21 protein-coding genes and 1 pseudogene are annotated in these 22,960 nt (G+C 71.7%); 10 read left to right on the top strand and 12 right to left on the bottom strand.

The annotated features are described in order from the left end of the window. Window positions 1-6 precede the first annotated feature (6 nt). From WME83_RS30195 to WME83_RS30185, 3 genes are all read right to left on the bottom strand, one after another. On the bottom strand, window positions 7-780 hold the full coding sequence (locus tag WME83_RS30195) for a glutathione S-transferase family protein (protein ID WP_437313165.1): 774 nt from the start codon (window positions 778-780) through the stop codon (window positions 7-9). 65 nt (window positions 781-845) lie between these two features. Beyond that, on the bottom strand, window positions 846-1,430 hold the full coding sequence (locus WME83_RS30190) for a malonic semialdehyde reductase (RefSeq protein ID WP_437313164.1): 585 nt from the start codon (window positions 1,428-1,430) through the stop codon (window positions 846-848). A 58-nt stretch (window positions 1,431-1,488) separates the two neighbouring features. Further along, complete coding sequence (locus tag WME83_RS30185; protein WP_437313163.1) at window positions 1,489-1,917, bottom strand: DoxX family protein; 429 nt, start codon at window positions 1,915-1,917, stop codon at window positions 1,489-1,491. Between the two features lie 77 nt (window positions 1,918-1,994). Between WME83_RS30185 and WME83_RS30180 the strand changes: the two genes are divergently transcribed. After that, window positions 1,995-2,981, top strand: coding sequence for a LysR family transcriptional regulator (locus tag WME83_RS30180; protein WP_437313162.1), 987 nt, complete (start codon window positions 1,995-1,997; stop codon window positions 2,979-2,981). A gap of 66 nt (window positions 2,982-3,047) precedes the next feature. On the opposite strand, the gene WME83_RS30175 is transcribed toward WME83_RS30180, so the two are convergent. From WME83_RS30175 to WME83_RS30165, 3 genes are all read right to left on the bottom strand, one after another. Further along, the gene (locus tag WME83_RS30175; RefSeq protein ID WP_437313161.1) at window positions 3,048-3,452 is read right to left on the bottom strand and encodes a RidA family protein; all 405 of its coding nucleotides are present in this window, start codon (window positions 3,450-3,452) and stop codon (window positions 3,048-3,050) included. A gap of 152 nt (window positions 3,453-3,604) precedes the next feature. After that, window positions 3,605-5,191, bottom strand: coding sequence for an aldehyde dehydrogenase family protein (locus WME83_RS30170; RefSeq protein WP_437313160.1), 1,587 nt, complete (start codon window positions 5,189-5,191; stop codon window positions 3,605-3,607). A 3-nt stretch (window positions 5,192-5,194) separates the two neighbouring features. Further along, on the bottom strand, window positions 5,195-5,953 hold the full coding sequence (locus WME83_RS30165; protein WP_437313159.1) for a hypothetical protein: 759 nt from the start codon (window positions 5,951-5,953) through the stop codon (window positions 5,195-5,197). 435 nt (window positions 5,954-6,388) lie between these two features. Between WME83_RS30165 and asnB the strand changes: the two genes are divergently transcribed. Then, complete coding sequence (asnB, locus tag WME83_RS30160; protein ID WP_437313158.1) at window positions 6,389-8,239, top strand: asparagine synthase (glutamine-hydrolyzing); 1,851 nt, start codon at window positions 6,389-6,391, stop codon at window positions 8,237-8,239. Between the two features lie 234 nt (window positions 8,240-8,473). Further along, window positions 8,474-10,477, top strand: a complete 2,004-nt coding sequence (locus tag WME83_RS30155) for a hypothetical protein (RefSeq protein WP_437313157.1) — start codon at window positions 8,474-8,476, stop codon at window positions 10,475-10,477. 16 nt (window positions 10,478-10,493) lie between these two features. On the opposite strand, the gene WME83_RS30150 is transcribed toward WME83_RS30155, so the two are convergent. Next, window positions 10,494-10,913 carry a VOC family protein gene (locus WME83_RS30150; RefSeq protein ID WP_437313156.1) on the bottom strand — a complete coding sequence of 140 codons (420 nt, stop codon included), beginning with the start codon at window positions 10,911-10,913 and terminating at the stop codon, window positions 10,494-10,496. Between the two features lie 242 nt (window positions 10,914-11,155). Here WME83_RS30150 and WME83_RS30145 point away from each other — a divergent pair. Together WME83_RS30145 and WME83_RS30140 are read left to right on the top strand one after the other, a co-directional pair. Continuing rightward, a pseudogene (locus WME83_RS30145) lies at window positions 11,156-11,980 on the top strand (hypothetical protein); the annotation flags it as partial. Window positions 11,981-11,986: 6 nt separating this feature from the next. After that, a complete protein-coding gene (locus WME83_RS30140) occupies window positions 11,987-12,631 on the top strand; it encodes a pectate lyase (RefSeq protein ID WP_437322063.1) in 645 nt (214 codons plus the stop codon). Window positions 12,632-12,712: 81 nt separating this feature from the next. Here WME83_RS30140 and WME83_RS30135 read toward each other — a convergent pair whose 3' ends face one another. Then, on the bottom strand, window positions 12,713-13,267 hold the full coding sequence (locus WME83_RS30135; RefSeq protein WP_437313155.1) for a hypothetical protein: 555 nt from the start codon (window positions 13,265-13,267) through the stop codon (window positions 12,713-12,715). Between the two features lie 507 nt (window positions 13,268-13,774). Here WME83_RS30135 and WME83_RS30130 point away from each other — a divergent pair. Together WME83_RS30130 and WME83_RS30125 are read left to right on the top strand one after the other, a co-directional pair. Then, window positions 13,775-14,158 (top strand): phage holin family protein, encoded by a 384-nt coding sequence (locus tag WME83_RS30130; RefSeq protein WP_437313154.1) that lies wholly within the window; start codon window positions 13,775-13,777, stop codon window positions 14,156-14,158. Further along, on the top strand, window positions 14,155-14,505 hold the full coding sequence (locus tag WME83_RS30125) for a hypothetical protein (protein ID WP_437313153.1): 351 nt from the start codon (window positions 14,155-14,157) through the stop codon (window positions 14,503-14,505). The genes WME83_RS30130 and WME83_RS30125 overlap by 4 nt, the downstream gene beginning before the upstream one ends. Before the next feature lie 69 nt (window positions 14,506-14,574). Here the strand turns inward: WME83_RS30125 and WME83_RS30120 are convergent, their stop codons facing one another. Then, window positions 14,575-15,237, bottom strand: a complete 663-nt coding sequence (locus tag WME83_RS30120) for a glutathione S-transferase family protein (protein WP_437313152.1) — start codon at window positions 15,235-15,237, stop codon at window positions 14,575-14,577. A 42-nt stretch (window positions 15,238-15,279) separates the two neighbouring features. Next, entirely contained in the window at window positions 15,280-15,864 is a 585-nt protein-coding gene (locus WME83_RS30115) for an AAA family ATPase (protein ID WP_437313151.1), read from the bottom strand. 453 nt (window positions 15,865-16,317) lie between these two features. Here WME83_RS30115 and WME83_RS30110 point away from each other — a divergent pair, with 453 nt between their 5' ends. Continuing rightward, complete coding sequence (locus WME83_RS30110) at window positions 16,318-18,285, top strand: hybrid sensor histidine kinase/response regulator (protein ID WP_437313150.1); 1,968 nt, start codon at window positions 16,318-16,320, stop codon at window positions 18,283-18,285. A gap of 30 nt (window positions 18,286-18,315) precedes the next feature. On the opposite strand, the gene WME83_RS30105 is transcribed toward WME83_RS30110, so the two are convergent. Continuing rightward, complete coding sequence (locus WME83_RS30105; protein ID WP_437313149.1) at window positions 18,316-19,752, bottom strand: amidase; 1,437 nt, start codon at window positions 19,750-19,752, stop codon at window positions 18,316-18,318. 174 nt (window positions 19,753-19,926) lie between these two features. On the opposite strand from WME83_RS30105, the gene WME83_RS30100 reads away from it, so the two are divergent. After that, window positions 19,927-20,715, top strand: a complete 789-nt coding sequence (locus tag WME83_RS30100; RefSeq protein WP_437313148.1) for a VOC family protein — start codon at window positions 19,927-19,929, stop codon at window positions 20,713-20,715. Between the two features lie 52 nt (window positions 20,716-20,767). Here the strand turns inward: WME83_RS30100 and WME83_RS30095 are convergent, their stop codons facing one another. After that, window positions 20,768-21,931 (bottom strand): hypothetical protein, encoded by a 1,164-nt coding sequence (locus tag WME83_RS30095; RefSeq protein WP_437313147.1) that lies wholly within the window; start codon window positions 21,929-21,931, stop codon window positions 20,768-20,770. Window positions 21,932-22,102: 171 nt separating this feature from the next. Between WME83_RS30095 and WME83_RS30090 the strand changes: the two genes are divergently transcribed. Continuing rightward, on the top strand, window positions 22,103-22,945 hold the full coding sequence (locus tag WME83_RS30090) for an N-formylglutamate amidohydrolase (protein WP_437313146.1): 843 nt from the start codon (window positions 22,103-22,105) through the stop codon (window positions 22,943-22,945). The last annotated feature ends 15 nt before the right edge of the window (window positions 22,946-22,960 follow it).

The following is a 22,960-nucleotide window of genomic DNA, read 5'->3' as shown; positions in this document are numbered from 1 at the left end:
ACGCCGTCAGAGCTCGATCGGCCAGCCCAGGTGGCGCTCGTACATCCGGCTCCGGTGCTCGACGAGCGCGCGCGGCACCGCGTCGCCGAGCTCCTCGCGCGCGGTCCCGAAGGCCTGGCGGAGCAACGGCTGAAGACGGGGACAGTCGCTCTCCGGGATCGGGCAGAGCGGGGTCAGGAAGGTGGCGGCGTAGACGTCGAGCGCGTTCGGGCGGTCACCGTCGAGGTAGTCGCGGCCTCCGTCGAGCCGGGCGGCGAGGGCGGAGAGCGCGGTGACGATGCGGGCGCGCACGCGGTCGAGGTCGAACGCCGGGGAGTAGCCGTAGCGCGCCGCGAGGTAGCGCGCGACCGGCGGCGGAAAGCCGCGCTTGCCCTCGCTCGTCATCGAGGCGTGGATCATGAGGAGGCGCGCGTTCCAGCCGAGGCCGTCCTCACCCGCGATCTCGTGGAGCAGGCCGACGGTGCGGGTGCGGTGATCGAGGTCGTCGGGGAGCAGGGCGCCCGGCGGGCCGAGGCGGGCGGCGAGGGTCGTGATCGCGGCCCAGTGGACGCGCGGGGGCTCGTCGTCGTGGAAGACGACGGGCACGTTGTCGGCGCGCATCCACGCCGCGAGGTCCGCGTCTTCCCGCGAGAACCGCACCACGCGCACCGGCACGCCCTGGAGCCGGAACAGCCCCTTCGCGGCCTCCGACCAGGGGCTCGGCACCATCCCCGACGCGACCATGCGGACGCCGCGGGCCGCCTTCGCGGTCGCGACGTCGACGAACTCGATAGGTTCCATGCGCCCGATGCTGCCCCCGAGCGGCCTCGCCTTGCAAGCCGCGCCGGCCGATTCCGCGCCGATCGCTACGCGATGCGGCAAGCCTCGTCGAAATCGAGGCGGGGGTTGCGCGGGTAGAGCTTCTCCGGGTCGCCGTGGCCCAGGTTGATGAGGAGGATCGATTTCCACGGCACGTCGGCGAAGAACGCCGCGTCGACCTTCTCCCGGTCGAAGCCGGCCATCGGCCCGCAATCGAGCCCGAGCGCGCGGGCCGCGAGGATCAGGTAGCCGGCCTGGAGCGAGGCGTTCTGCAGGAGGAAGAAGTCGCGCTGCTCCGGCGGCATCCCGGCGAGGGCCTCGCCCATCGTCGGGCGCGCCGGGAAGAGCTTCGGCATCTTCTCGTGAAAGCGCGTGTCGTAGGCGATGATCGCGGTGACGGGCGCGCTCATGGTCTTCTCGACGTTGCCCGGCGAGAGGCAGGGGCGCAGGCGCTCCTTGGCCTCGGGGCTCTTCACGAAGACGATCCGCGCCGGCACGGTGTTGGCCGCGGTCGGCCCGAGGCGCAGGGCCTCGTAGAGGCGGCGCAGGGTCGCGTCGTCGATGGTCTCGGCGAGCCAGCCGTTGTGGGTGCGGGCTTCGAGGAGGATCTGCTGGAGGAGTTGGTCGCTCATGAGGCTTGCTCCATAGTACATGGGTGAGTTGGGGCGAGTCGTTCCGTGAGATCCCGCGTCAGGTCGCGAGCGCGGGCTCGCCGACGCGGGTCCCGGCCTCGCGCTTCGGGGCGCTCGCGAGCCTGCGGCTCTCGGGGCGCAGCGCCCAGGAGGCGGCGGCGACGGCGACGAGGACGAGGGGCGTCATCACCTGGCCGGCGGCGTCGCCCACGGCGGCGTGCGAGGCGGCGGCGCCGGTGAGATCGAAGAAGATGCCGGCGTACGCCCACTCCTTGAGGCGCGGGAAGCGCGGGGCGAGGACGGCGACGGCGCCGAGGACCTTCCAGACCCCGAGGATGGTGGCGAAGTAGGCCGGGTAGCCGAGGTGCGCCATGCCCTCGAGGACCTGGGGGGAGCCAGTGAGATCGGCGAGCCCGCCTGTGGCGAAGGCGAGGCCGAGGAGACTCGTCGAGATCCAGTAACCGATGGTGCGTGCCTTGTCGTTCATGAGCGAGCATTCTGGGCCGTGGACGCGCCTGTAACAATGCATCAACAGTTGGAAGCACCTGCCAGGATTTGATCCAGATGGACGAACCCCTCGAGACCTCCGAGCTCCTCGCCTTCTCGAAGACCGTGGAGGCCCGATCCCTGTCCCGCGCCGCCGCCGAGCTCGGCGTCCCTCGCGCCACCATCAGCCGCCGCCTCGCGCGGCTGGAGGAGCGGCTCGGGGTGCGCTTGCTCCGCCGGACCACGCGCAGCCTCGCCCTCACCGACGCGGGCGAGGCGCTCTACCGCCACGCCCGCATCGTCCTCGACGCCGTCCACCACGCCGAGGCGAGCGTGCGCCAGGCCGACGACGCCGTGCGCGGCGAGCTGCGCGTGTCGGTGCCGCCGATGATGGACGAGAGCTTCAGCGCGATGCTCTGCGATTTCGCGCGGCGCTACCCCGAGGTCCGCCTCCACGTCCACAACACGACGCAGCTCGTCGATCTCCGGCGCGGCGGCTACGACGTCGCGCTCCGCGCGAGCGCCGCGCTCGAGCCCGGCCTCGTCGCCCGGACGCTGATGCGCCACCCGCTCCTCGCGGTCGCCTCGCCCGCGTACCTCGAGGCCCGCGGCGCGCCGCGCACGCGCCGCGATCTGCGGGGCCACCGCTGCCTCATGGGCTTCGCCCGGGGGGAGCTGCCGCAGACGCACTGGCCGTCCTCCGGCGGCAAGCTCCAGGTCGAGGGGGCGCTCTTCACGAACGACATGCACCTGCTCTGCGACGCCGCGCTCAAGGGCCTCGGCATCGCGCTCTTGCCGGAGCCGCTCGCGCGCGCGCACCTCGAGAGCGGCGCGCTCGTGCACGTGCTGAAAGGCGCGATCCAGGGGGAATCGCACTTCGCGGTGATCTACGCGGAGCGGGAGTTCATGCCGCCGCAGCTCCGCGCCTTCATCGACGCGGTGGTGGCGTGGGGAGGGGGGGAGCTCCGCCCGCGGGCGGACGCGCCGAAGCCGAAGCGGGCGGCGAAGAGCGGCCCGCGCCCGCGCTCGAGATCGCCCGGCGGCGCCCGGCGCGCCTCCGGATAGCCCGGCAGGGCCCGATGCGAGCGTGTTCCGCGTGCGCGTCGAGGAGAGCCTCCCTGCGGAAGCAGATCAACCGGGGAGGGCGGCGGTCAGGTCCACCTCGACCAGCTGACCGGCGAAGCCGAGCGAAGCGACCCCGAGCAGGGTGCTGGCCGAGGCGAAGGCCGGGCCGAGCGCCGAGTCGTTGAGTCGCTGCCACACAGCGCCCAGCACCTCGCGGTCGTCGCTGACCACGTAGATCACCGAGCGCACCACGTCGGCGGGCTGCGCCCCGACCGCGGCCAGGACGGTCAGGGCGTTCGCCGCCACCTGGTCGGCCTGCGCGAGGGGGTCGCCCGCCCCGACCAGGTTGCCGTCGGGATCGAGCGGGCACTGGCCGGCGAGGAAGGCCAGCCGGCCAGCCTCGACGATCGTGACGTGGTGATAGCCGGGAGTCTTGTGGACGTCGGACGGATTGAGCTTGCCAATGCGCATCGAGGGGGAAGGAAAAAGCAAAATGAGTCGAGGATGTCAAGGGCGGCTCTGCGACGCTCCCCCTCATCCCCTCAGGAGCGATGTTCGAGCCAGCGGCGATATCTATCCTATCCACCTTCCCGACGAGGACCGGCCCCGCCTGATTCTCGCCCTCACGCATTCGGGGCGCGCGACGCCGAGCGCGCCCCGATCCACCGACGAGCGGCGCCGCGCACCATCCGGCCCATCGACGAGAGCCGATCGAGCCCCGGGCCCGCGCCCAGCGAGCGCACCATTCCCCGCGCCATCTCCACGAACGCGCGGTCGTACGGGAACCACCAGAGCTCGCGCGACGCGGTGCTCTCGTCCACCGCGATGAGCCGCGGCCTCGTCATCGCCCGCAGGGCCTCGGGGCCGTTCTGCACGCCGTGGCCCGAGCGCCCGCGCCCCGTCCACACGGCCTGCGGGGCCGCGCCGGTGAACATGTGGTTGTTGACCGTGGCGACCCCGACCCGCAGCTCCCGGGCGAGCGCCTCGCCCCGCGCGACGTCTCGCGTCCACACGCTCCCCGTGAGGCCATAGACGCTCTCGTTGGCCGCGCGGACCGCCGCGCCCGCGTCCGGAACGGCGATGACGGGGAGCACCGGCCCGAAGGTCTCCTCGCGCAGGAGGTCGAGCGACGGGTCGACGCCCGTGAGCACCGTCGGGAGATAGAAGTTCCCCCGGCGCGCCCCGCCGCAGCGCACCCGCGCGCCGGCCGCGACCGCCGCGCGCACGTGCGCCTCGACGCGCGCCATCTGCGCTTCGGTGACCATGGGGCCGATCTCCACCGTGCCCGGCGCGCCGCCGTCGTCGCCGGCGCGCAGCCGCTCCGCGACGGCGACGAGGCGCTCGACGAACGCCTCGAACACCTCCGCCTCGACAAACACGCGCTCGATCCCCGCGCAGCTCTGGCCGGCGTTGACGAAGCCCGCCCACGCGACGCCGTGCGCGGCGCGCTCGAGATCCGCGTCGCGCAGCACGATGGCCGCGTCCTTCCCGCCGAGCTCGATCTGCGCGGGGATGAGGCGATCCGCGGCCGCGCGCGCCACCGCCCGCCCCCCCGCGACGCCGCCGACGAAGACGACGAGATCGACCTCGGCGACGAGCGCCGCGCCCGCCTCGGCGCCGCCCTGCACCAGGCCGAGCAGCGCCTCGGGCAGCGCCTCGCGGAGCGCGCCGGCGAGCGCGGCGCCGGTCCGGGCGGCGTGCTCGGACGGCTTCAGCACCACCGCGTTGCCCGCGAGGAGCGCCGGGACGAGGTTGTGCACCGCGACGGACACCGGGTAGTTCCAGGGCGTGATGAGGCCGACCACCCCGTGCGGCAGGCGCTCGACGCGCGCCCTCTTGCGCGGAAACATGATCGGGTTGAAGGCGACCGCCTCGTCCCCGAGGAGCGCCTCGCCGCGCGTCGTGTAATACCGAAACACCTCGGGCGTCGAGCCGAGATCGACCCCGTACGCGTCCGCCATGGGCTTGCCCAGCTCCCGGTGCAGCGCCTGCGCGATCTCGTCGGCGCTCCCCAGGAGGCGCCGCCCGGCCTCGGCGAGCACGCGCGCCCGCTCCGGGACGGGCCGCCGTGCCCAGGCGGCCTGCGCTCGCCGGGCGGCGTGGACCACCCCGGCGATGTCGTCGGCGGCCGTCACCCGCACGGACGACAGCGGCGCGCCGTCGAGCGGCGAGGTGCCATGGATCCATCCCGCCTCGACGATCGACCCCATGGACTAAGCAGCTCGCTGCCCGAGCAGGGCGGGCGCGAGGCGGCGGCAGCCCGGCATCCCCGACCCTCGAAGGTGCGCGGCGAGCGTCCGGCGGAAGGCGCCGCGAGGAAGGGGCCTGTGGCGATCGAGCGCGCGGAGCAGCGGCACCACCGTCGCGAGCACGCCAGCCGTGTGCCACCAGTAGCGCGAGATCGCGCGGAGGTACGCTGGCAGGCGGGATCGGGACAAGAAGCCTTCCAGGTAGGCGCGGTCATAGGCCGTGTGCGCGCGCTCGTCGATGGCGAGGCGCCGGAACACCGGCCCGAGCGGAGGATACGAGAGGCGCGGCGCGGCGATCTCGTAAAACGCGCTCATCACCACCTCGAACGCGAGGCAGTCGACCGCGAACTCGAGCACGTCGTGCGGGACGGCGACCCTGCGGAGCATCGATTTCATGAGCCACCCCGGGAGGCGCGCGCGCTCGACGACGTCGGGGTAGGCGCGGGTGAAATCGACGAGCGCCTCGCACCAGAGGTTCGCGTGCGCCTGCTCGTCCCGGAGGTGCTTCAGGCCGTGCGCAAAGAACGAATCGAGATAGCCGAGGTCGCCGCGCTCCCGCGCCAGATCGAGCGCCGGGAGGACGGGCAGGACCCCGAGCGCCGCCGACTCCACGACGGCGAACCAGGTGATCAGGAGGCACGTGGCGTCCGCCTCGGCGTCGCTCTCGAACCCGAAGGACACCGGCGCATCGATCGGGGCGTTCTCGTCATCGGGTTCCATCATCGATGGCCGCTCTCCCGGCGGCGCGCGGCGGCGTGCGTGAAGCGCACGTGCCCTCGGTCGCGGCGACGGGCTGCAGCAACCGTGCCGGTCGCGACGCGGCGTGGGGCGCCGGAGCGCGCCCCCGCTCGACCCAGGCGGAGCCGCGCTCGCGGCCGGCGCGCCGTGCGGACGGGCCGCTCGAGCGTGCTTGAGCGTGGGTCGCACCACCGGAGGCGTGAGCTCTCCTGCGACGCCGCGCTCCCGCCAGCCGCCTTCGACTCCTGGATCTCCGCGCCCTCCTTCGAGATCGGCGAATGCCGCGCTGGCCAGGCTGGTTGCGCGATGCGCCCGCGCTGTCTACGCTCGCCGCCGAACAACGAGCGCCCGCGAGAGCCGCGGCGAGCCGAAGGGCCCGCCGGAGGTGGCGCGGCGGCGCTGGAAGGAGGCGATGATCCCATGTGCGGCATTGCTGGATGGGTGGATTACGCCCGCGATCTGACGCGGGAACGCGACGTCCTGCAAAAGATGACGAGGACGATGAGGAACCGCGGACCGGACGACGAGGGGCTGTGGCTCACGTCGCGCGCGGCCCTCGGGCACCGCCGCCTCGCCATCATCGATCTCGAGGGCGGGCGCCAGCCGATGATCGCCGAGGAAGACGGCGCGCCGGCCGCCGTCCTCGCCTATACCGGCGAGGTCTACAACTTCCGCGAGCTGCGCGGCGAGCTCGAGGCCCTCGGACACCGATTCAGGACGAGCAGCGACACCGAGGTCGTCCTCCGCGCCTACCTCGAGTGGGGCGCGAGCTTCCCCGAGCGCCTCAACGGCATGTATGCCTTCGCCCTCTGGGACGCCCGCGAGGAAGAGCTCCTGCTCGTCCGGGACCGCATGGGCATCAAGCCGCTGTTCTACCGGCCGACCGGCTCAGGCGTGCTCTTCGGCTCGGAGCCCAAGGCCATCCTGGCGAACCCGCTCGCCCCGCCGGTCGTGGACGAGACCGGTTTGCGCGAGCTCTTCGCCTTCGTCAAGACGCCGGGGCTCGCCGTCTTCCGCGACATGCGCGAGGTGCGCCCCGGCCACGTCGTGCGCGTCCGGAGGGGAGGCGTCACCGAGCGCCGCTACTGGGCGCTCGAGTCCAGGCCGCACACCGACGATCTCCCGACGACGATCCGCACCGTCCGCGAGCTGCTCGACGACATCGTCGCTCGCCAGCTCATCTCCGACGTGCCGCTGTGCACGCTGCTGTCCGGAGGGCTGGACTCCAGCGCCGTCACCTCGCTCGCCCAGAAGACCCTGCGCGCGGCCGGCGCGGGGCCGGTGCGCTCCTTCTCCGTCGATTTCGTGGGCCAGGCCGAGAACTTCAAGGCGGACGAGCTGCGGAGCACGCCGGACGCGCCCTACGTCGCGGAGGTCCAGCGGCACGTCGGGTCGGATCACGCGGACATCGTGCTCTCCGCGGCCGAGCTCGCCGATCCCGCCGTCCGCGCGATCGTGCTCCGGGCCCGGGATATCCCGGTCGGCTTCGGGGACATGGATGCCTCGCTGTACCTGCTCTTCCGCGCCATCCGGGAGCGCTCCACGGTGGCCCTGTCCGGCGAGTCGGCCGACGAGATCTTCGGCGGGTATCTCTGGTTCCACGACCCGGAGGCGGTGGCGGCCGAGACGTTCCCCTGGAGCGCCATGCGCACGCGGATGAGGAGCTCGAGCTCCGTCGCGACGCTGCTCGCCCCGGATCTCCTCGGGCGGCTCGACGTCCAGGGCTACATCGCCGAGCGCTACGCGGAGGCCCTCGCCGAGGTCCCGCGCCTGCCGGGCGAGGACGGGGAGGAGCGGCGCATGCGCGAGATCTGCTATCTGCACCTGACGCGCTTTTTGCAGCTCTTGCTCGACCGGAAGGATCGCATGAGCATGGCGACCGGGCTCGAGGTCCGGGTGCCGTTCTGCGACCACCGGCTCGTGGAGTACGTGTTCAACACGCCCTGGTCGATGAAGACCTTCGACGGGCGCGAGAAGAGCTTGCTGCGCGCCGCGTCCCACGATCTCCTGCCGCGCTCGGTGCTGGAGCGGCGCAAGAGCCCGTATCCGGCGACGCAGGATCCCGCGTACGCGCAGGCGCTCCGCGGCCAGCTCGGCCGGCTCCTCGCCCAGAAGGACGCGCCGGTGCTGCCGCTGCTCGACGCGGCGCGGGCGCGCGCCGCGTCGAGCAGCGCCGGAGGGCCCTCGGACGAGGTCTCCCGGTCGAGCGTGGAGCAGGTCCTCCTGCTCAACGACTGGCTCGCCCGCCATGAGGTGAAGCTGGCGCTCTGAGCGGCTCGCGGAGCGGCGGCGGCTGGAAGGCGCTGCTCGAGGCGCGCGCACCCGCGGTGCCGCGGCGGACTCGATCGCGGCGCCTGCTGGTGATACCCTGAACCCGTGGGAGTAAGGCTGCTCGATGTGGTGCCATTCATCGGGGCATTGGTCGCACCCGAAGTCGAGGAGAGACTTTCGGAGATAGACTTGCCCGGATGCAGTTCCGAGGAGCGCGCGAACCTGAGATGTGCTATGCGCGACATTCTCGACATGGTTCAAGACGGGCCAGAATCCCTAGCCAGCTTGCACCGCACCGCCTCTGCGCTCATGGAAGCAGCGCACGATGGAGCGCTCGCCGCCCAAGATGAGGCAAAGCGGCTATCCTTCTGGTATCTGAAGTTCATCGCGTCCATTACGCCCGCCGCTCTGGCCGCCTACCAGCGCAGGTTTTCCGACGCATTTGCCTGGATAGTGGTCGGACTGTCCGAGGACATCAAGTTTGTCCCCGAAGGCGGACTGCCGGAAGGCACGCTGCAGCCAGAGCGCATCCACGCCTTCTTCACAAGCGAAATTGCGCCGCTTCAGGAGCTCTTCGCGGACGTGGCCGAATGGGGTCGAGCTGCCCTCTACACATCTCGCGCAGCCGGCGCATTCAATGAATTCCTGCCCTCTTTGCTGCCGCTCTTCGTGATGGTCCTTCGTGGGCCGCTCAGGCCTGACGTCGGCGCCCTGTTTGCGGCCGAGCTGTGCGAGTGGCTGCTCGACCACCAGATTGAACCAAGACTGCAAAGGGCGGCCGGGGACGCGCTGCTTGTGTACTCACGACGCCTGAGACCGGGTTCGCCCGAGGCTGCGCAGGTGGCGCTGGCGCTTCAGGGCCGCATCGGGCAGCTCGTCGGCGTCGATCGCGAAGCATACGCCGCGTCTATCAGGAATCATCCTCAGAGTATCGCTCGGCTCCAGGTTGCGGCAGAGGACGTCCTGCGTGGACGAGGAGACGTTGAATCTCTGCTCAATGCCATCTCGGCGGCGCACGCGGATCCGAGCTGGGGGGCTGCGGAGAGCGCGGCCATGAACATGGGATTCCTGTTTCGTGTGCTGCATCCGGTTCTCGTGACGCTGGCCCGCAGCGGGGATCACGTGGCCGTGTTACGCATCCTTTGCGCGTGGCGGAACGGAAATGCATCGGACGACCTAGATGAGAGTGTCGCGGTCTGGTTCCCACATACAAGCCTGGGAGGGCTGCTCGTTGGTCCGAGCTATCGTGTCGATTCTCTCCCCGGACCCGGAGTTCAGGAGACCACGAGGGTGGTCAACGCGTTCCGCGCGATTAACCTGGTCGTGAGGCAAAGCCTGGAAGCGCCTGATGCAAGTGACATCGATCCTTCCCGGCTTGACCTGGTCACCGGAAACGCAGCGCAGGAATACGAGGCGGCCCTGCGCGCGATGCTCTCGGGGGCGTTCGGGGGGAGCAGCTCGCCCAAGATCGCCGCGTTCGCCATGATTCCGTTCATGCCGCACCCGGTGCAGGCGGTCCTCTCCGCTCTTGGACAGAGTATCCCCGCATGGTCCACGAGCCTTCGGCGTCCGCGCCCCGATCGGCGGGTGCGGCGCGTCGCCGTGGTCGCTACTGACGCGACAACTGAAGGCATGGAGATTCCCTGGCTCGAGACGCTGCTCAAGGATGCGGGGGTGGAGGTGGTTTGCCACGGCGCGTCAGAGGTCAGCCCCAGCTCCCTGCAGGCCGTCTACGAGGACGGCGCGTTCGACGTCCTATGGCTGACAGGACATGGAGAGTTCAGCAGCCTGCGACCTGCGTCCTCTCGCCTTCCGCTCGAGTCGGGAGGTGAAATATCCTTCACGAGCCTGACCCAGTGGAGGGTTCCCGAAGAGGATAGGCGACTTCTCGTGATCAACGTTTGCCATGGCGGGATGGCGCCCTTCCTGGAAGGTACGGGAGAGCTGGGAGGCGGACCGAGGCTCGCTGGGCCCCATCAGGGCGTAATATCGCATCTGTGGAACACGAATTGGCTCCTCACGCCCATCTGGGGTGCCCTCTTGCTCGGGGAGATCCTTCGCGGAGGAAGCTTTGATGCCGGCTTCGAGCGAGCCCTTCGAGCGCTGCGTTCAGGGAAGGAGGGCCTCGGCGCTGCGCTACAGCAGCTCGGCCTGCAGGATGCGGCAGACCGGGCAGCGCGGCTCGGCCTGGATCTCCAAAATCTTGCTCACTGGGGCTCCCCGGCGTTCTTTCAGTGAGCTTGGAGGTCAGGTGCTAGTGCGGCGGGGCGGCGTTCGGCTCCATGTACGCCACCTCCCAGTGGTGGCCGTCAAGATCGTAGAAGCGACGGAAGTACATGAAGCCCATGTCGGACGGCTCGCCCGCCTCCGTCCCGCCGGACGCGATCGCGGTGTTCACCAGCTCGTCGACCTCGGCCCGGCTGCCCGCCGACAGCGCGAAGATCCCCTCGGTCGACGTGGCCGTGTCGCAGATCTGCTTCTTGGTGAAGTCCTTGAAGCGCTCCTCGACGAGGAGCATCACGAACGCCTGCTCGCTGACGATCATGCAGGTCGCCTTGTCGTCGGTGAACTGCGGGTTGAACGAGAAGCCGAGCTTGGTGAAGAACTCGACCGACCGCTTCAGGTCACGGATGGGCAGGTTGACGAAGAGCATACGGGAACGGTTCGTTGACATGATCGTCTCCACGGTGGGGGAGGTTCGAAGCTACTGACGCCCGCAGGGGGTCGATCTCATCGGTCCGGCGAAGAAGAATCGACCCGCCCCGTGTCTACCAGGTCCGCCTGTCCTGGAAAAGCGCAGGAGCGCCGAGCCCGCCGCCGCCGCGGCCCCGTGGCGCCTTGAGATCAACGTGGACAGCACGATTCAGGTGCCGCCCTAGCCGCGCCGTGGGCGAGGTGCTCCCACCGTGTCATCCCATGTCGCCGCGCTCGAGCCGCCGGCGTCAACCGCGGGTTGACGTCGTTGACAACCCCGCGCGACGCCCACGCGTGTGCCTTTCCGCCGGCACGGTCGGATTGCGTCGGACTGCGGTCCTTCGGCGGAAAAATGTAAGGATAGCGTGCGTTTGGACGACCTCGGGCAAAGCCGCTTCGTGGCCCGAGCGTTGCTTTGATGGCCTGTCGAGGCGCGCGGCGGGGCGCCGCATCGACGCGAGGGGCGCAGAGCTCCGGACGGTCGAGCGGCGAGATCTCCTGAGATGGCTTGCATACTTGCTCGGTCGCGCGGACGGCCAACCAACGAGGGATGACATCATGAGCTTGAAATGGATCGGTGCTTTGGGTTCGCTGCTCTCGCTCGGTCTCGTCGGCTGCATCGCGGCGGATGAGGACGCGATGGACATGGGCGCGATGAGCGACGCGCTCAGCGCGGTCAAGATCCAGGCGGAGGATCAGTCCTGGGCCATCTCCTCGGGCGACAGGATCGAGGACAACGCGGACAACGTGAAGCTCCGCGCGAACCAGAGCGGCGACACCTTCAAGTTCTCCACGTCGGTCGCGGCCGGCAAGTACGAGATCGTCCTCCGGTACGCCAAGCGGAACGTGTACGGCAAGTACGAGCTGCTCGCGAACGGCTCCTCGGTGAAGTCCTTCGACGCCTATACGTCCGCCACCGGCGACAGCTGGACGACGGCGAAGCTCGCGGAGAAGTCGCTCTCCGGGAACGTCGAGTTCACCTTCAAGGTGACGGGCAGGAACTCGTCCGCGTCGGGCTACGACCTCAAGATCGACTACATCGAGCTCGTGCCCGTGGACGGCGGCGGCTCGGACGACGGCGGCTCGGGCGGCTCCACCACGACGGGGGGCGGCGGCGTCGTCAGCGCGACCATCGTCGTGAAGAGAGGCGAGACGTTCGACGGCGGCGGCAAGCGCTTCATCGCCGACAAGGACAAGCTCGGCGACGGCAGCCAGAAGGAAGGGCAGAAGCCGGTGTTCAAGCTCGAGGACGGCGCGAAGCTGAAGAACGTCGTCCTCGGCGCGCCGGCCGCCGACGGCATCCACACCTACGGCAACGTCACGCTCGAGAACATCGTCTGGGAGGACATCGGCGAGGACGCCATGACGATCAAGGAGTCCGGCACCGTGGTCCTGAACGGCGGCTCCGCGAAGAACGGCGAGGACAAGGTGTTCCAGATCAACGCGGCCAGCACCTTCCGGGTCTCGAACTTCAAGGCGGAGAACGCCGGCAAGTTCATCCGGCAGAACGGCGGCACCACCTTCAAGGTCGACGTCGTGATCGACCGGTGCGACATCTCGAAGATGAAGGAGTCGATCTTCAGGACCGACAGCAGCAGCAGCTCCGTGACGATGACGAACACCCGCTACAGCGACATCGGCAAGGAGCTCTTCATGGGCGTCTCGAAGATCTCGACGTCGAACAACACCGAGTACTGATCGGCCCGCGCGGCGCCGACGACGACACCCGGCGGCGCGGCGCGCTGCGCCGCCGGGCGGCGCCCAGCGGCCGCGCGCACCTCAGCACGCCGCGCCGCATACCGTGCGCCCGTCTGGGCACGTCACGCCGGGTGAGCCGTCAGCGCCGCAGCTCACCTTGCACGTCGCCGTCTCGGCGCACCTCGCGGTGCAATCCGCGAAGCACTTGAGGTCGCAGCTGCTCTCGCCCTCGCAAAAGATCATGGAGCCCGAGCCCATGTCGAACTTGCACGCGGCCTGATCCCGGCAGATCGCCGTGGAGCGAACGTCGGCCTTCAGATCGCACTTCGACTGCTGCGTGCACGTGAGCACGCTGCCGTCGCCGCCGTCGCCCTTGCACTCGCTCGTGTCGACGCACTGGAGCACGAGCGCCTCCTCGCTGCTGCCGTTGCACTTCGAGCCCATCGAGCAATCGAGCGCGCACGCCTCCGAGCCGCAGTCGGTCTTGCAATCCGCGCCCGCCACGCAGTCACAGTCGAACCCGTTGCACGCACACCCTGCGCCCGTACACGTAGCGCTCTCCGCCTCGGCGCCGTCGCTCCCGCATCCAGCAGCCGTGAGCATCGCGAGCGCCATCAGCCACATCCGAGCCTTCATGGTTGTCTCCTTGAAAAGGGGACAGGGATCTACACCAGGCGTGGACGGCGCCGCGAGCATCAAGCGCCCCGCGACGCCGCCGGCGGCGAGAGCGGCCGACGAGGACCCGAACGCCGCCGCCCCGATCGGGTCGGGTCGCCCGCGACCGGGGCGAGCCTCCGACGCAGCGCACCCGTGCGCCCAGCCAGCGCTCGCAGAGAGCCCTGCCGCGCCGCGGCGGAGCGCCGGCCGCCGGCGCGGCGCTCGCGGCGATACGGCGAGGCGCCCTACGCTGCACGCGCAGGCTCGCCACATGTGGCGCAAAGGACGCTGCCATCGACGCGGAAGACCTGTCAGTCCGCGCAGCGGGGCGCGCTCCCATCAACTCTCTGCCTGGTCCGATGGATGCATTGGCGCCTCCCACGACTGGCCGTTGACGGAGCTGACCGATGCGGACGAGCGGATGAGCCCGCCGGCGAAGCGCCGGATGGAGGGTTCCCCGGGCGACCCATCCCACGCGAGGAAGCCATGGCGAACAACCATCAGCCCAAGGAGAGCGGGCTCGTCGAGCTCGTGAAGGACGCCATCCAGGACACGCAGGAGCTGATCCGGATCGAGGTCGCGCTCGCGAGGAACGAGACCAAGCGGGACGTCGCCAAGTTCAAGAACGCGGCCATCGCGTTCGGCGTGGCCTTCGCCGCCGCGATCCTGACGCTGGCGATGCTCCTCGTCGCGGCGGCGCTCGCGATGGGCGGGCCGGCGCCGGCCCTCGTCATCGCGGGCGTCCTGCTCGTCACGGCGGGGGTCGCCGGGCTCGTCGGATACCGGCTCATCCCGCGGGAGCCGCCGCTCGACGCCACGAAGGAGCACGCCCAGGCCCAGGCCAACCTGCTGAAGGAAGAGATCGCATGAGCACGAACACCGATGGCATCGACGACCTGGAACACCGCGCCGCCCAGCTCCGCGAGAGCGTCCGCGCGAGCCTGGACGAGCTCGAGCGGATCAGCGAGGAGCACGTCGTGACGGCCGGCGGCGCCGCAGGGCCCGCGGTCAGGGACAAGGAGGCGAAGGACTCGCCGGAGCGCGAGCGCCTCGAGCAGCGGGCCGACGCGGTCCGCGAGCACCTCGTGAGCCGCGTCGGCGAGATGCAGCGGCAAGCGCGAGCGAAGGTCCTGCCGCTCGCCGCGGTCGGCGGGGCCGTGCTGGTCGCGCTGACGCTCGGCCTCGGCTACATGTTCTACAAGACGCTGCGGCGATAGCGCCGGACGCGCCCGCCCGGCCTGCTCGGCGCGTCAGGGTCGCGGACCCGGCGCCGAGGCGAGGCGCGCTCAGGGGCGGGGAGCGGCCGTCGGCAGGCGGTGCGCCGTCTCGACGATCGAGGGGCGGCGGGCCGCGGCGGCCCAGAAGGCCGAGAGGGCCGGGCGCCCGGGGCGCCAGTCGCGCTCGGGCCAGCGGAAGTCGAGGTAGCCGAGCAGGCACGCGGCGCCGACCTCGGCCATCGTGAAGGCCTCGGTCGACAGCGGCTCGGTGTCGAGCGCGTCGAGCGACGCGGCGATCGCTCGCTCGAACCGCGGGGTCATCGGGTCCGGCTGCGTCGCGGCGCGGCGCTCGGCGGCGAACAGGCGCCCGGCGGCCGTGGCCGCGCCGTCGGTCAGGCCCTGCAGCCGCAAGGCGCGGCGACGCTCGCGGCCGGCGCGGGGAAGGAGGCGCCCGCCGCCGGCGCGCTCGTCCAGGTGATCGCAGATCGCGGACGACTCGTAGAGGATCTCGCCGTCGTCGAGGACCAGGGTCGGCACCTTGGCCAGGGGGTTGACCGCGCGCAGGCGCGGGTCCGTCCACGGATCGGCCTCGACCAGCTGGATCTCGCCGGCGAGGTCCAGCTCGTGGGCGGCGATGCGGACCTTCCGGGCGAACGGGGAGGTGAACGCGAGCCACAGCTGCATCGGCGAAGGATGGCCGATCCCGGCGACGGACGACAGGCCTCGTCTCACGCTCGCCGCCGGGCCATCGCGGCTCGTTCGCCGGCGGCGCGCTCAGCCCGCGGTGGACATGAGCCGCACGTCGCGTCCGTCGCGCTCGGCATCGTCGAGCGGCTCCCACCTGTCGCTGGCCAGCTCGAAGAAGTGAGGTGGAACCACCATCGAGAAGGTGTTTCCCTGCTCCCGATTGCGCCGCTCGACCCGCTCGCGCCGCAGCGCGCGAGGCGCGTCCAGCACGTAGATGGTGAGGCCAACTCCCCCGGCGTCGACGCGCTCGTAGAACCGCTCCCTGGCGTCCCGGCGGATGAGGCCGATCTCGAGCACCACGCTGGTGCCCACGTCGAGCATCCGCTCGGTGAGCGTCCAGATCTGATCGATGCACCGCTCCGTTCGCTCGATGTACCACGCCAGCGCGCCCGTATCCGGGCGATCCGGGCTGAAGAGCGTCGCCATCCACTCGTCCAGGTTCATCCGCACGGCGCGCTGCGCTCGACAGAGCTCGAGCGCGAACGTCGATTTGCCGGCGCCGACCGGGCCGACGATGAGGTGGAGATGCGCCGCGCCGCGCGCCGCTGCGTGAAGCTCGCCCGACGAGGCGTGCTTCGGAGACGTCCTCTCATCCATCGTCCTGTCTTTCATGGATCCTCTCCTCGGTGTGGGCGCGACGCCAAGAAGAGCACAAGATCTTGGCGCCGTGGCGGTTCGAATTTCGGCCCTCTCGAGCGGCCGTGAGCCAATGAAAGCTCCACCGCGCGACAGCCATGTTGCGCAACGTCGAGAGGAGCGCCGGGCAGCTCGGCGCGGCCACCTCGTCCCGCAGCGCCAGCTCGATCGGCCTCGCGCCTCGCGCCTCGCGCCTCGCGCCTCGCGCCTCGCGCCTCGCGCCTCGCGCCTCGCGCCCCGCGCCCCGCGAGCCGCGGACGCCCGAGCGCCGCACCCTGCGCGCACGACGCCCCGGACCCGCGTGGCTCGCGGGTTGCTTCTCCCCGGGCGCGTCACCGCAGCGCCAGACGTGAGGACCTCGATCGAAGCCTCCTGCCACGCCGCTCGGCCGCGAAGCGAGGAGTCGCCGGAAAGTGAGGCGTGCGCCCCATGGACCAGGAACAGAGAGCCCGACAGGACACGTGGCAGCGTCAGCTCTATCAGCTGCTCGTCGAAAACACGAAGGATTACGCCATCCTCATCGCCGATCCGGCCGGCGACGTCATCGCCTGGGGCGGGGGAGCCGCCGAGGTCCTCGGGTTCACCGAGGAGGAGATCCTCGGAAAGTCGCTCGAGCTGATCTACACGCCCGAGGACGTCCGGGCCGGCGTGCTCGCCGACGAGATGAGGACCGCCCTGGCGCGGGGCCGGGCGGTCAACGAGCGCTGGCAGCTCCGGAAGAACGGCAGCCGCGTCTGGTGCAGCGGCCTCATGACGCCGCTCAGGGACGAGGCGAACAACCTGCGCGGCTTCGCGAAGGTCGTGCGGGATCGGACGGAGCCCCACCTGGCAGACCTGGCGCTGCGCGAGAGCGAGCAACGCCTGCGGGTCGCGCTCGACGCCGCCAAGATGGGCACCTGGCTCTGGAACATCGCCGAGGACAGGGAGACCCTGGACGCGAGCCTGAAGCGCCTCATGGGCGCGGCGCCGGACAGCGAGGTGCGCACCCTCGAGGACTTCATCCAGCTCATCCATCCCGACGACCAGCCGGCCGTGCGAGGCGCCTTCCAGGCCGCGCTCCGCGACGGCACGGAGCTGACCGTCGAGTTCCGCGTCGTCGGGCCCGACGGCTCCGTCCGCTGGCTGCGCGACCAGGGGACGATCCTGCGCGACGCGCGCGGGAGCCCCGTCGCCATGACGGGCGCGTGCGTCGACATCACCGAGCGAAGGCTCCTCGAAGAAGCGCTCCAGCACCGAGCGGAGCAGCTCGCCGAGGCCGACCGGCAGAAGGATGAGTTCCTGGCGATGCTGGGGCACGAGCTGCGCAACCCGCTCGCCCCGGTCCGCAGCCTCCTGGAGGTGATGCGCCAGAAGCCGTGCGACGCCGAGCGCCTGGAGAGGGCCTACGCCATCATCGAGCGCCAGGTCGAGCACCTCGTGCGGCTCGTCGACGACCTGCTCGACGTCTCGCGCATCACGCGCGGCATGATCCAGCTCCACAAGGAGAAGGCGGAGCTCGCCGCGATCGTGGGCCAGGCCGTGGAGACCGTCCGGCCGCTCGTCGAGGCGCGCAACCTCGAGCTGATGATCTCGCTCCCGATGAAGCCCGTGCACCTCCAGGTGGACGCGACCCGGATGACGCAGGTGATCACGAATCTCCTCCACAACGCGGTCAAGTACACGGAGCCAGGGGGCCGCATCTGGGTGATGGGCGAACGGACGGGGGACGGCCTCGAGGTCCGGATCAGGGACACCGGACACGGCATCCCGCCGGACCTCCTGCCGAAGTTGTTCGATCTGTTCACCCAGGGAGACCGCGCGCTGGACCGGTCCCAGGGGGGGCTCGGCCTCGGCCTGACGCTGGTGCGCCGCCTGGTCGAGATGCACGGAGGGACCGTGCGCGCCGTGAGCGAAGGGCCGGGGAAGGGGAGCGAGTTCATCGTGCGGCTGCCGGCGGAGGCCCTCGCCGCCGGCGCCGCGGGCGCGGAGACGCCCTCCGCGGCGCTCCCGCAGGCGCGCCCGGTCCCCGCGAGCCCGAGGCGCATCCTGGTCGTCGAGGACAACCCCGACGTGGCCGAGTCCCTCGTCATGCTGCTGCAGGCCCTGGGCCACGAGGTCGCCATGGCGCGGAGCGGCCCCGAGGCGCTCGAGGCGGCCCCGGCGTTCCTGCCGGACGTCGTGCTGCTGGACATCGGGCTGCCTGGGATGGACGGGTACGAGGTCGCGAGGCAGCTCCGCCGGCAGCCCGAGCTGGAGCGGGCGCTCCTCGTGGCCCTGAGCGGGTACGGCCAGGATGAAGATCGGCGCCGCTCGCGGGCGGCCGGCTTCGACCATCACCTGGTCAAGCCGGTCTCGCGCGCGGTGCTGCAGCCGCTGATCACCTCCGGACAGCGCCGGTTCGCGCCGAACGTCAGCTGAGCCGCGAGCGCGCCGCGCGGGGACGCCCGCTCACTTCGCGCAGATCCCCGGCCGGCGCTTGTCCCACGGCGCCGCCTGCTCGAGCTGGCCGGCGAGCCGCAGCAGCGTCGCGTCGTCGGCGTACCGGCCGGCGAACTGCACGCCGACCGGCAGGCCGTCGGCGCTCATGTGGAGCGGCACCGACATCGCGGGGCTCCCGTTCACGTTGAACAGGGGCGTGAACGCCGCGAACTCGAAGATCCGGTCGATCCAGCCCTCGGCGCTCACGGTCGGATCGTTCGCGTCGAGCGTGCCGGGCGGGATGGGGAGCGTGGCCAGCGTCGGCGTGAGCAGGGCGTCGAACTGCGTGAAGAACTGCCCGAGCTGCCGCGCCAGCTGGTCGCGCGCGACGAGCACGTCGTGCAGATCCACGGCGCTCATCCGCCGGCCGGCCTCGGCCATGGTCAGCGTGGTCGCCTCGAGCGTGTCGCGCCCCGCCGCGAGCCCGTACAGCGGGCAGACGCGGTCGAACATGTGGGCGTGGTACGACAGCAGCATCCGGAAGGCGATCCGCACCTTCTCCCACGCGATCTCCGGCCGCGCCGGCACGACCTCGTGCCCCAGCTGCTCGCAGAGCGCCGCGGCCCGGCGCACCGCCAGCTTGCACTCGTCGTGCACCGGCACCCCGCTCCAGGAGGCGTCGGTGAACGCGATCCGCAGCCGCCCCGGCGGCGTGCGCGCCTCTTCCAGGAACGACCGGGGCCCCGACGCCGCGAAGTACGGCGCGCCCGCGTCGGGCCCGGCGATCGCGTCGAGCAGCGCCGCGCTATCCCGCACCGAGCGCGTCAGCACGTGGTCGGTGGCGAAGCCCATCAGGACCTCGCCCTCGATCGGCCCGGTCGGAACGCGGCCGCGGGTGGGCTTCAGCCCGAAGAGGTTGCAGCACGACGACGGGATGCGGATGGACCCGGCGACGTCGTTGCCGTGGGCCATCGGCACCATCCGCGCGGCCACGGCCGCGGCCGCCCCGCCGCTCGAGCCGCCGGGCGTGCGATCCGGGCGCCACGGGTTGCGCGTCGGCCCGTGCGCCGCCGGCTCGGTGACCACGTTGAGGCCGAGCTCCGGGGTGTTCGTCTTGCCCAAGGACACGAGCCCCGCGCGCCGGAAGCGCGTCATCAGCTCGTCGTCCGCGGACGAGACGAGGCCCTGGAACAGCCGAGAGCCCATGCCGGTCGGCGTGCCCGCGACGAGGATGCCGAGGTCCTTCACGAGGTACGGCACCCCGGTGAACGGCCCCTCCGGCAGCCCCGCGCGGATCGCCCGCTCGGCGTCGTCGCGCAGCGTGGAGATCACCGCGTTCAGGGCCGGGTTGACCTGCTCGATGGCGGTCGAGGCCACGTCCATGAGCTCGGAAGGGGTCACCTCGCGCCGGCGGACCAGCTCCGCGAGGCCCAGGGCATCGAAGGCGGTGTACTCGGAGATCTTCATGGTGCAGGTCCCTTATACGAGGCTCCCGCGCGCGGCGGATGGAAGAAAGAAGCGGCGCCGCGCAATGCGCTTCCGGTCGGCGCGGCGGCGCGGCGGCGCGCGCCGGACCACCGTCGATGGCGGGGAGCCGTGATAGGGTCGCCGCCGTTCACGCCACCGCACGGAGGACCTCACATGAGCACGATTGAGCGGCACACCCCGGGAACGCTGTCGTGGGTCGATCTGATGACGCCCGATCTCGACGGCGCGATGAAGTTCTATGGCGCGCTCTTCGGGTGGACCTTCGAAGTCGGCCCGCCGGAGCTCCACCGCTACACGACCTGCAGCGCGGGCGGGCGCCGCGCGGCCGGCATCGGCCAGCGGCCCGCGGGCGCCGCGTTCCCCTCGGTGTGGAGCGTCTACTTCGACGGCGAGGACGCCGACCGGATCGCCGAGCGCATCCGCGCGAACGGCGGGCAGGTCATGATGGGGCCGATGGCCGTGGCGGATCACGGGCGCATGCTCGTCGCGTCCGATCCGACCGGCGCCGCCTTCGGCGTCTGGGAGCCGAAGAACCACACCGGCGCGCAGGCGATCCTCGAGCACGGCTCGATGATCTGGCACGAGGTGAACACCCGCGATCACAAGAAGGCGGCGGACTTCTACTGTCGCGTCTTCGACCTCGAGGCGCAGAAGATCGACGCGCCCGGGATGGACTACGTGACGCTCCACAAGGGCCAGAAGACGGCGGGCGGCGTGCTCCAGATGGACGCGCAGTGGCCGGCCGAGGTCCCGCCGCACTGGATGACGTATTTCGCCGTCGACGACCTCGACGCCGCGCTCGCGAAGGTCGAGGCGCTCGGCGGCAAGGTGCAAGTGCCGCCCTTCGACACGCCTTATGGTCGGCAGTCGGTCGTCACCGATCCCTGGGGCGCGGCCTTCACCCTCATCAAGCCGAGCGCGCTCGCGACCGCCGGCGGATGACCGCGCCCCGGCGCGCGACGGCGCCGCGCGGCGCGGGCGGGCCGCGGAGCCGTCAGCCGGACGAGGTCGTCCGGCGGCGGCCTTCCGGGCGCTTCGGGGCCTTCTTCGCGACGCCGGCCTGCGCCCCGGGCGCGACGTCGGGCAGCTTGCCGCTCCCCTGATCGACCACCTTCTTCTCGTACCAGGGCCGCGTGCCGTGCGCGCGGATGAGGTAGGCGAACGCGAGGACGCCGAGGAGCGGCAACGCGACCCAGGCCGCGGAGTGGGCCGTCACGCCGGGTCCGATCGCGCTGGCCAGCGGCCACGACGGGACATGGCGCGCCTTCAGCGCGTCGCCCTTCCGGAGCAGGGCAAAGGCGGCGTGGGACACCTCGTCCACGACCGTGGCGCCGCCTTCGCCCTGCACCGTCACCTCGTGGTAGTCGGTGTCGCCCCTCTCGATCTCTCGCAGCTCGGTCACGCGGACATCGATCGTCTCTCCCAGCCATCGGCGCGCGTGGAAGCCCGCGAACGCGGCGTTGAACGCGATCGACGCGACCGCGGCGAAGGCGCCCCACCGCAGGTGGAACGCCGCCCGGCGCGCGAACCGCTGCCCGAGCGGCTCGGACGAGAGGAGCATGCGCCGCCCGTGCGAGCGGGGCACGAGCAGGAACCCCTGCGCCACGCCGCGGTATCCCTGGGTCGGCGCCTCGGGGTCGGGCGCGCGCCGGAGCTCGCCGACCGCGAAGACCTGCTCGCCGGGCACGAGCTCGGCCACGCGGACGCGCTTCGTGCGATCGACCAGGATCATGCCGTCGAGCGCGTCGACGAGCATCACGTCCTCGCCCGGCTCCACCCGGACGCGCGCGCCCGAGGCGTGGCGCAGGTAGAAGGGCTGCACCCGGACCTTGCGATCGGTCTCGGACCACTCGTGGCTCCAGACGCCGGAGCTCTCCGTCTCGGACCCCTCCTGCTCGACCTCGACGCGCACGGCCACGTCCGCCCCTTGCGCTCGCTCGACGGTGCCCATGACGACGCCCTCGCCGGGCGCGAGCGCGACGCCGGGATCGAACGACGCCTCGGCCTGCGCGGCGGCGCGGCGCTCGCGGAGCGACAGCCGGACGGCGTGGGCGGCGAGGACGAGCAGGCCGACCGTCGCGACGCCGTCCACCAGGACCGACGACAGCCAGGCGTCGAGGTGGTGGTCGCTGACGATCGACAGGAGGCGGTGTCCCATGGCCCGCCATGAGAGCGCAAAGCGGGGCGCCCGTGCGAAAAACCCGGCGGCGCCTCCGCGCGGTCGCGTGCGCGAAGATCGCCGGAGGGCGCGTCGGTCCGGCGCTCCCGGCGAGGGCGCGGGAGCCCGTTCCCTCCCGCGCGCCCCGCGCGTACACCCGCGGCGGTGACGATGTCCGCGCCGCCGCCTCCGCTCCGCCCGTTCCGCGTCCACGAGCCCGCCGCGCCGGGGCCGGTCGTCGTCGAGGTCCCGCACGCGGGCCTCGCCGTGGACGAGCGCGCGGCGCGCTTCACGCGCGTGCCGGAGCGCGCCCTCGTGGCCGACGCGGACATCGCGACGGACGCGCTCTTCGGCGACGTCGCCGAGGAGGGCGCCGCGCTCGTGGTGGCGACGGCGAGCCGCTTCGTGATCGACCTCAACACGGCCCCGCGCGTGCCCACGCCCTACGAGGACAAGCTCCCCTACGGGCTGCGGGAGGTGCGGCGGCGCTCGGCGAGCGGCGAGGCGTGGCTCGACAGCCCGCCGCCCCGCGCCGAGGCCGAGCGCCGCGTGCGCGAGGTGTTCGAGCCGTACCACGCGGAGGTCGCCGCGCGCCTCGCCGCCGCGCGCGCGCGCCACGGCGTGGCGATCCTCGTGTCGGCGCACAGCTACCCCGACGTCCTGTTCCCGCGCGCGGCCGACGTCGTGCTCGGGACCCGGGGCGGCGCGAGCGCGGCCGGCTGGGCGCGCGACGCGGTCGCCGACATCGCGCGCGCGCACGGCCTGTCGCTCGCGCTGGACGACCCGTTCCCGGGCGGCCACGCGATCGAGCGGCACGCGCGCCGCGACGAGGGGGTGCACGCGCTCCAGGTCGAGCTCGCCCGCCGGCTCTACTGCGACGCGCGCTCGTTCACGCCTCGCGCCGAGGACGTCGCGCGCCTCCGGGGCTTCGCGCGCGCCGTCGTGGCCGCGCTCGCGGCCGCCGCGCGAGGCCACGGCGCGAGGACGCCGCCCGAGGACGCCGCCGCGCGATGACGGAGCCGACATGCG

The organism is Sorangium sp. So ce385 (assembly GCF_051474135.1).
Taxonomy (GTDB): domain Bacteria; phylum Myxococcota_A; class Polyangia; order Polyangiales; family Polyangiaceae; genus Sorangium; species Sorangium cellulosum_D.
The sequence above is the reverse complement of the archived record's forward strand: the minus strand, read 5'-3'. Positions and strand labels throughout refer to the sequence as shown.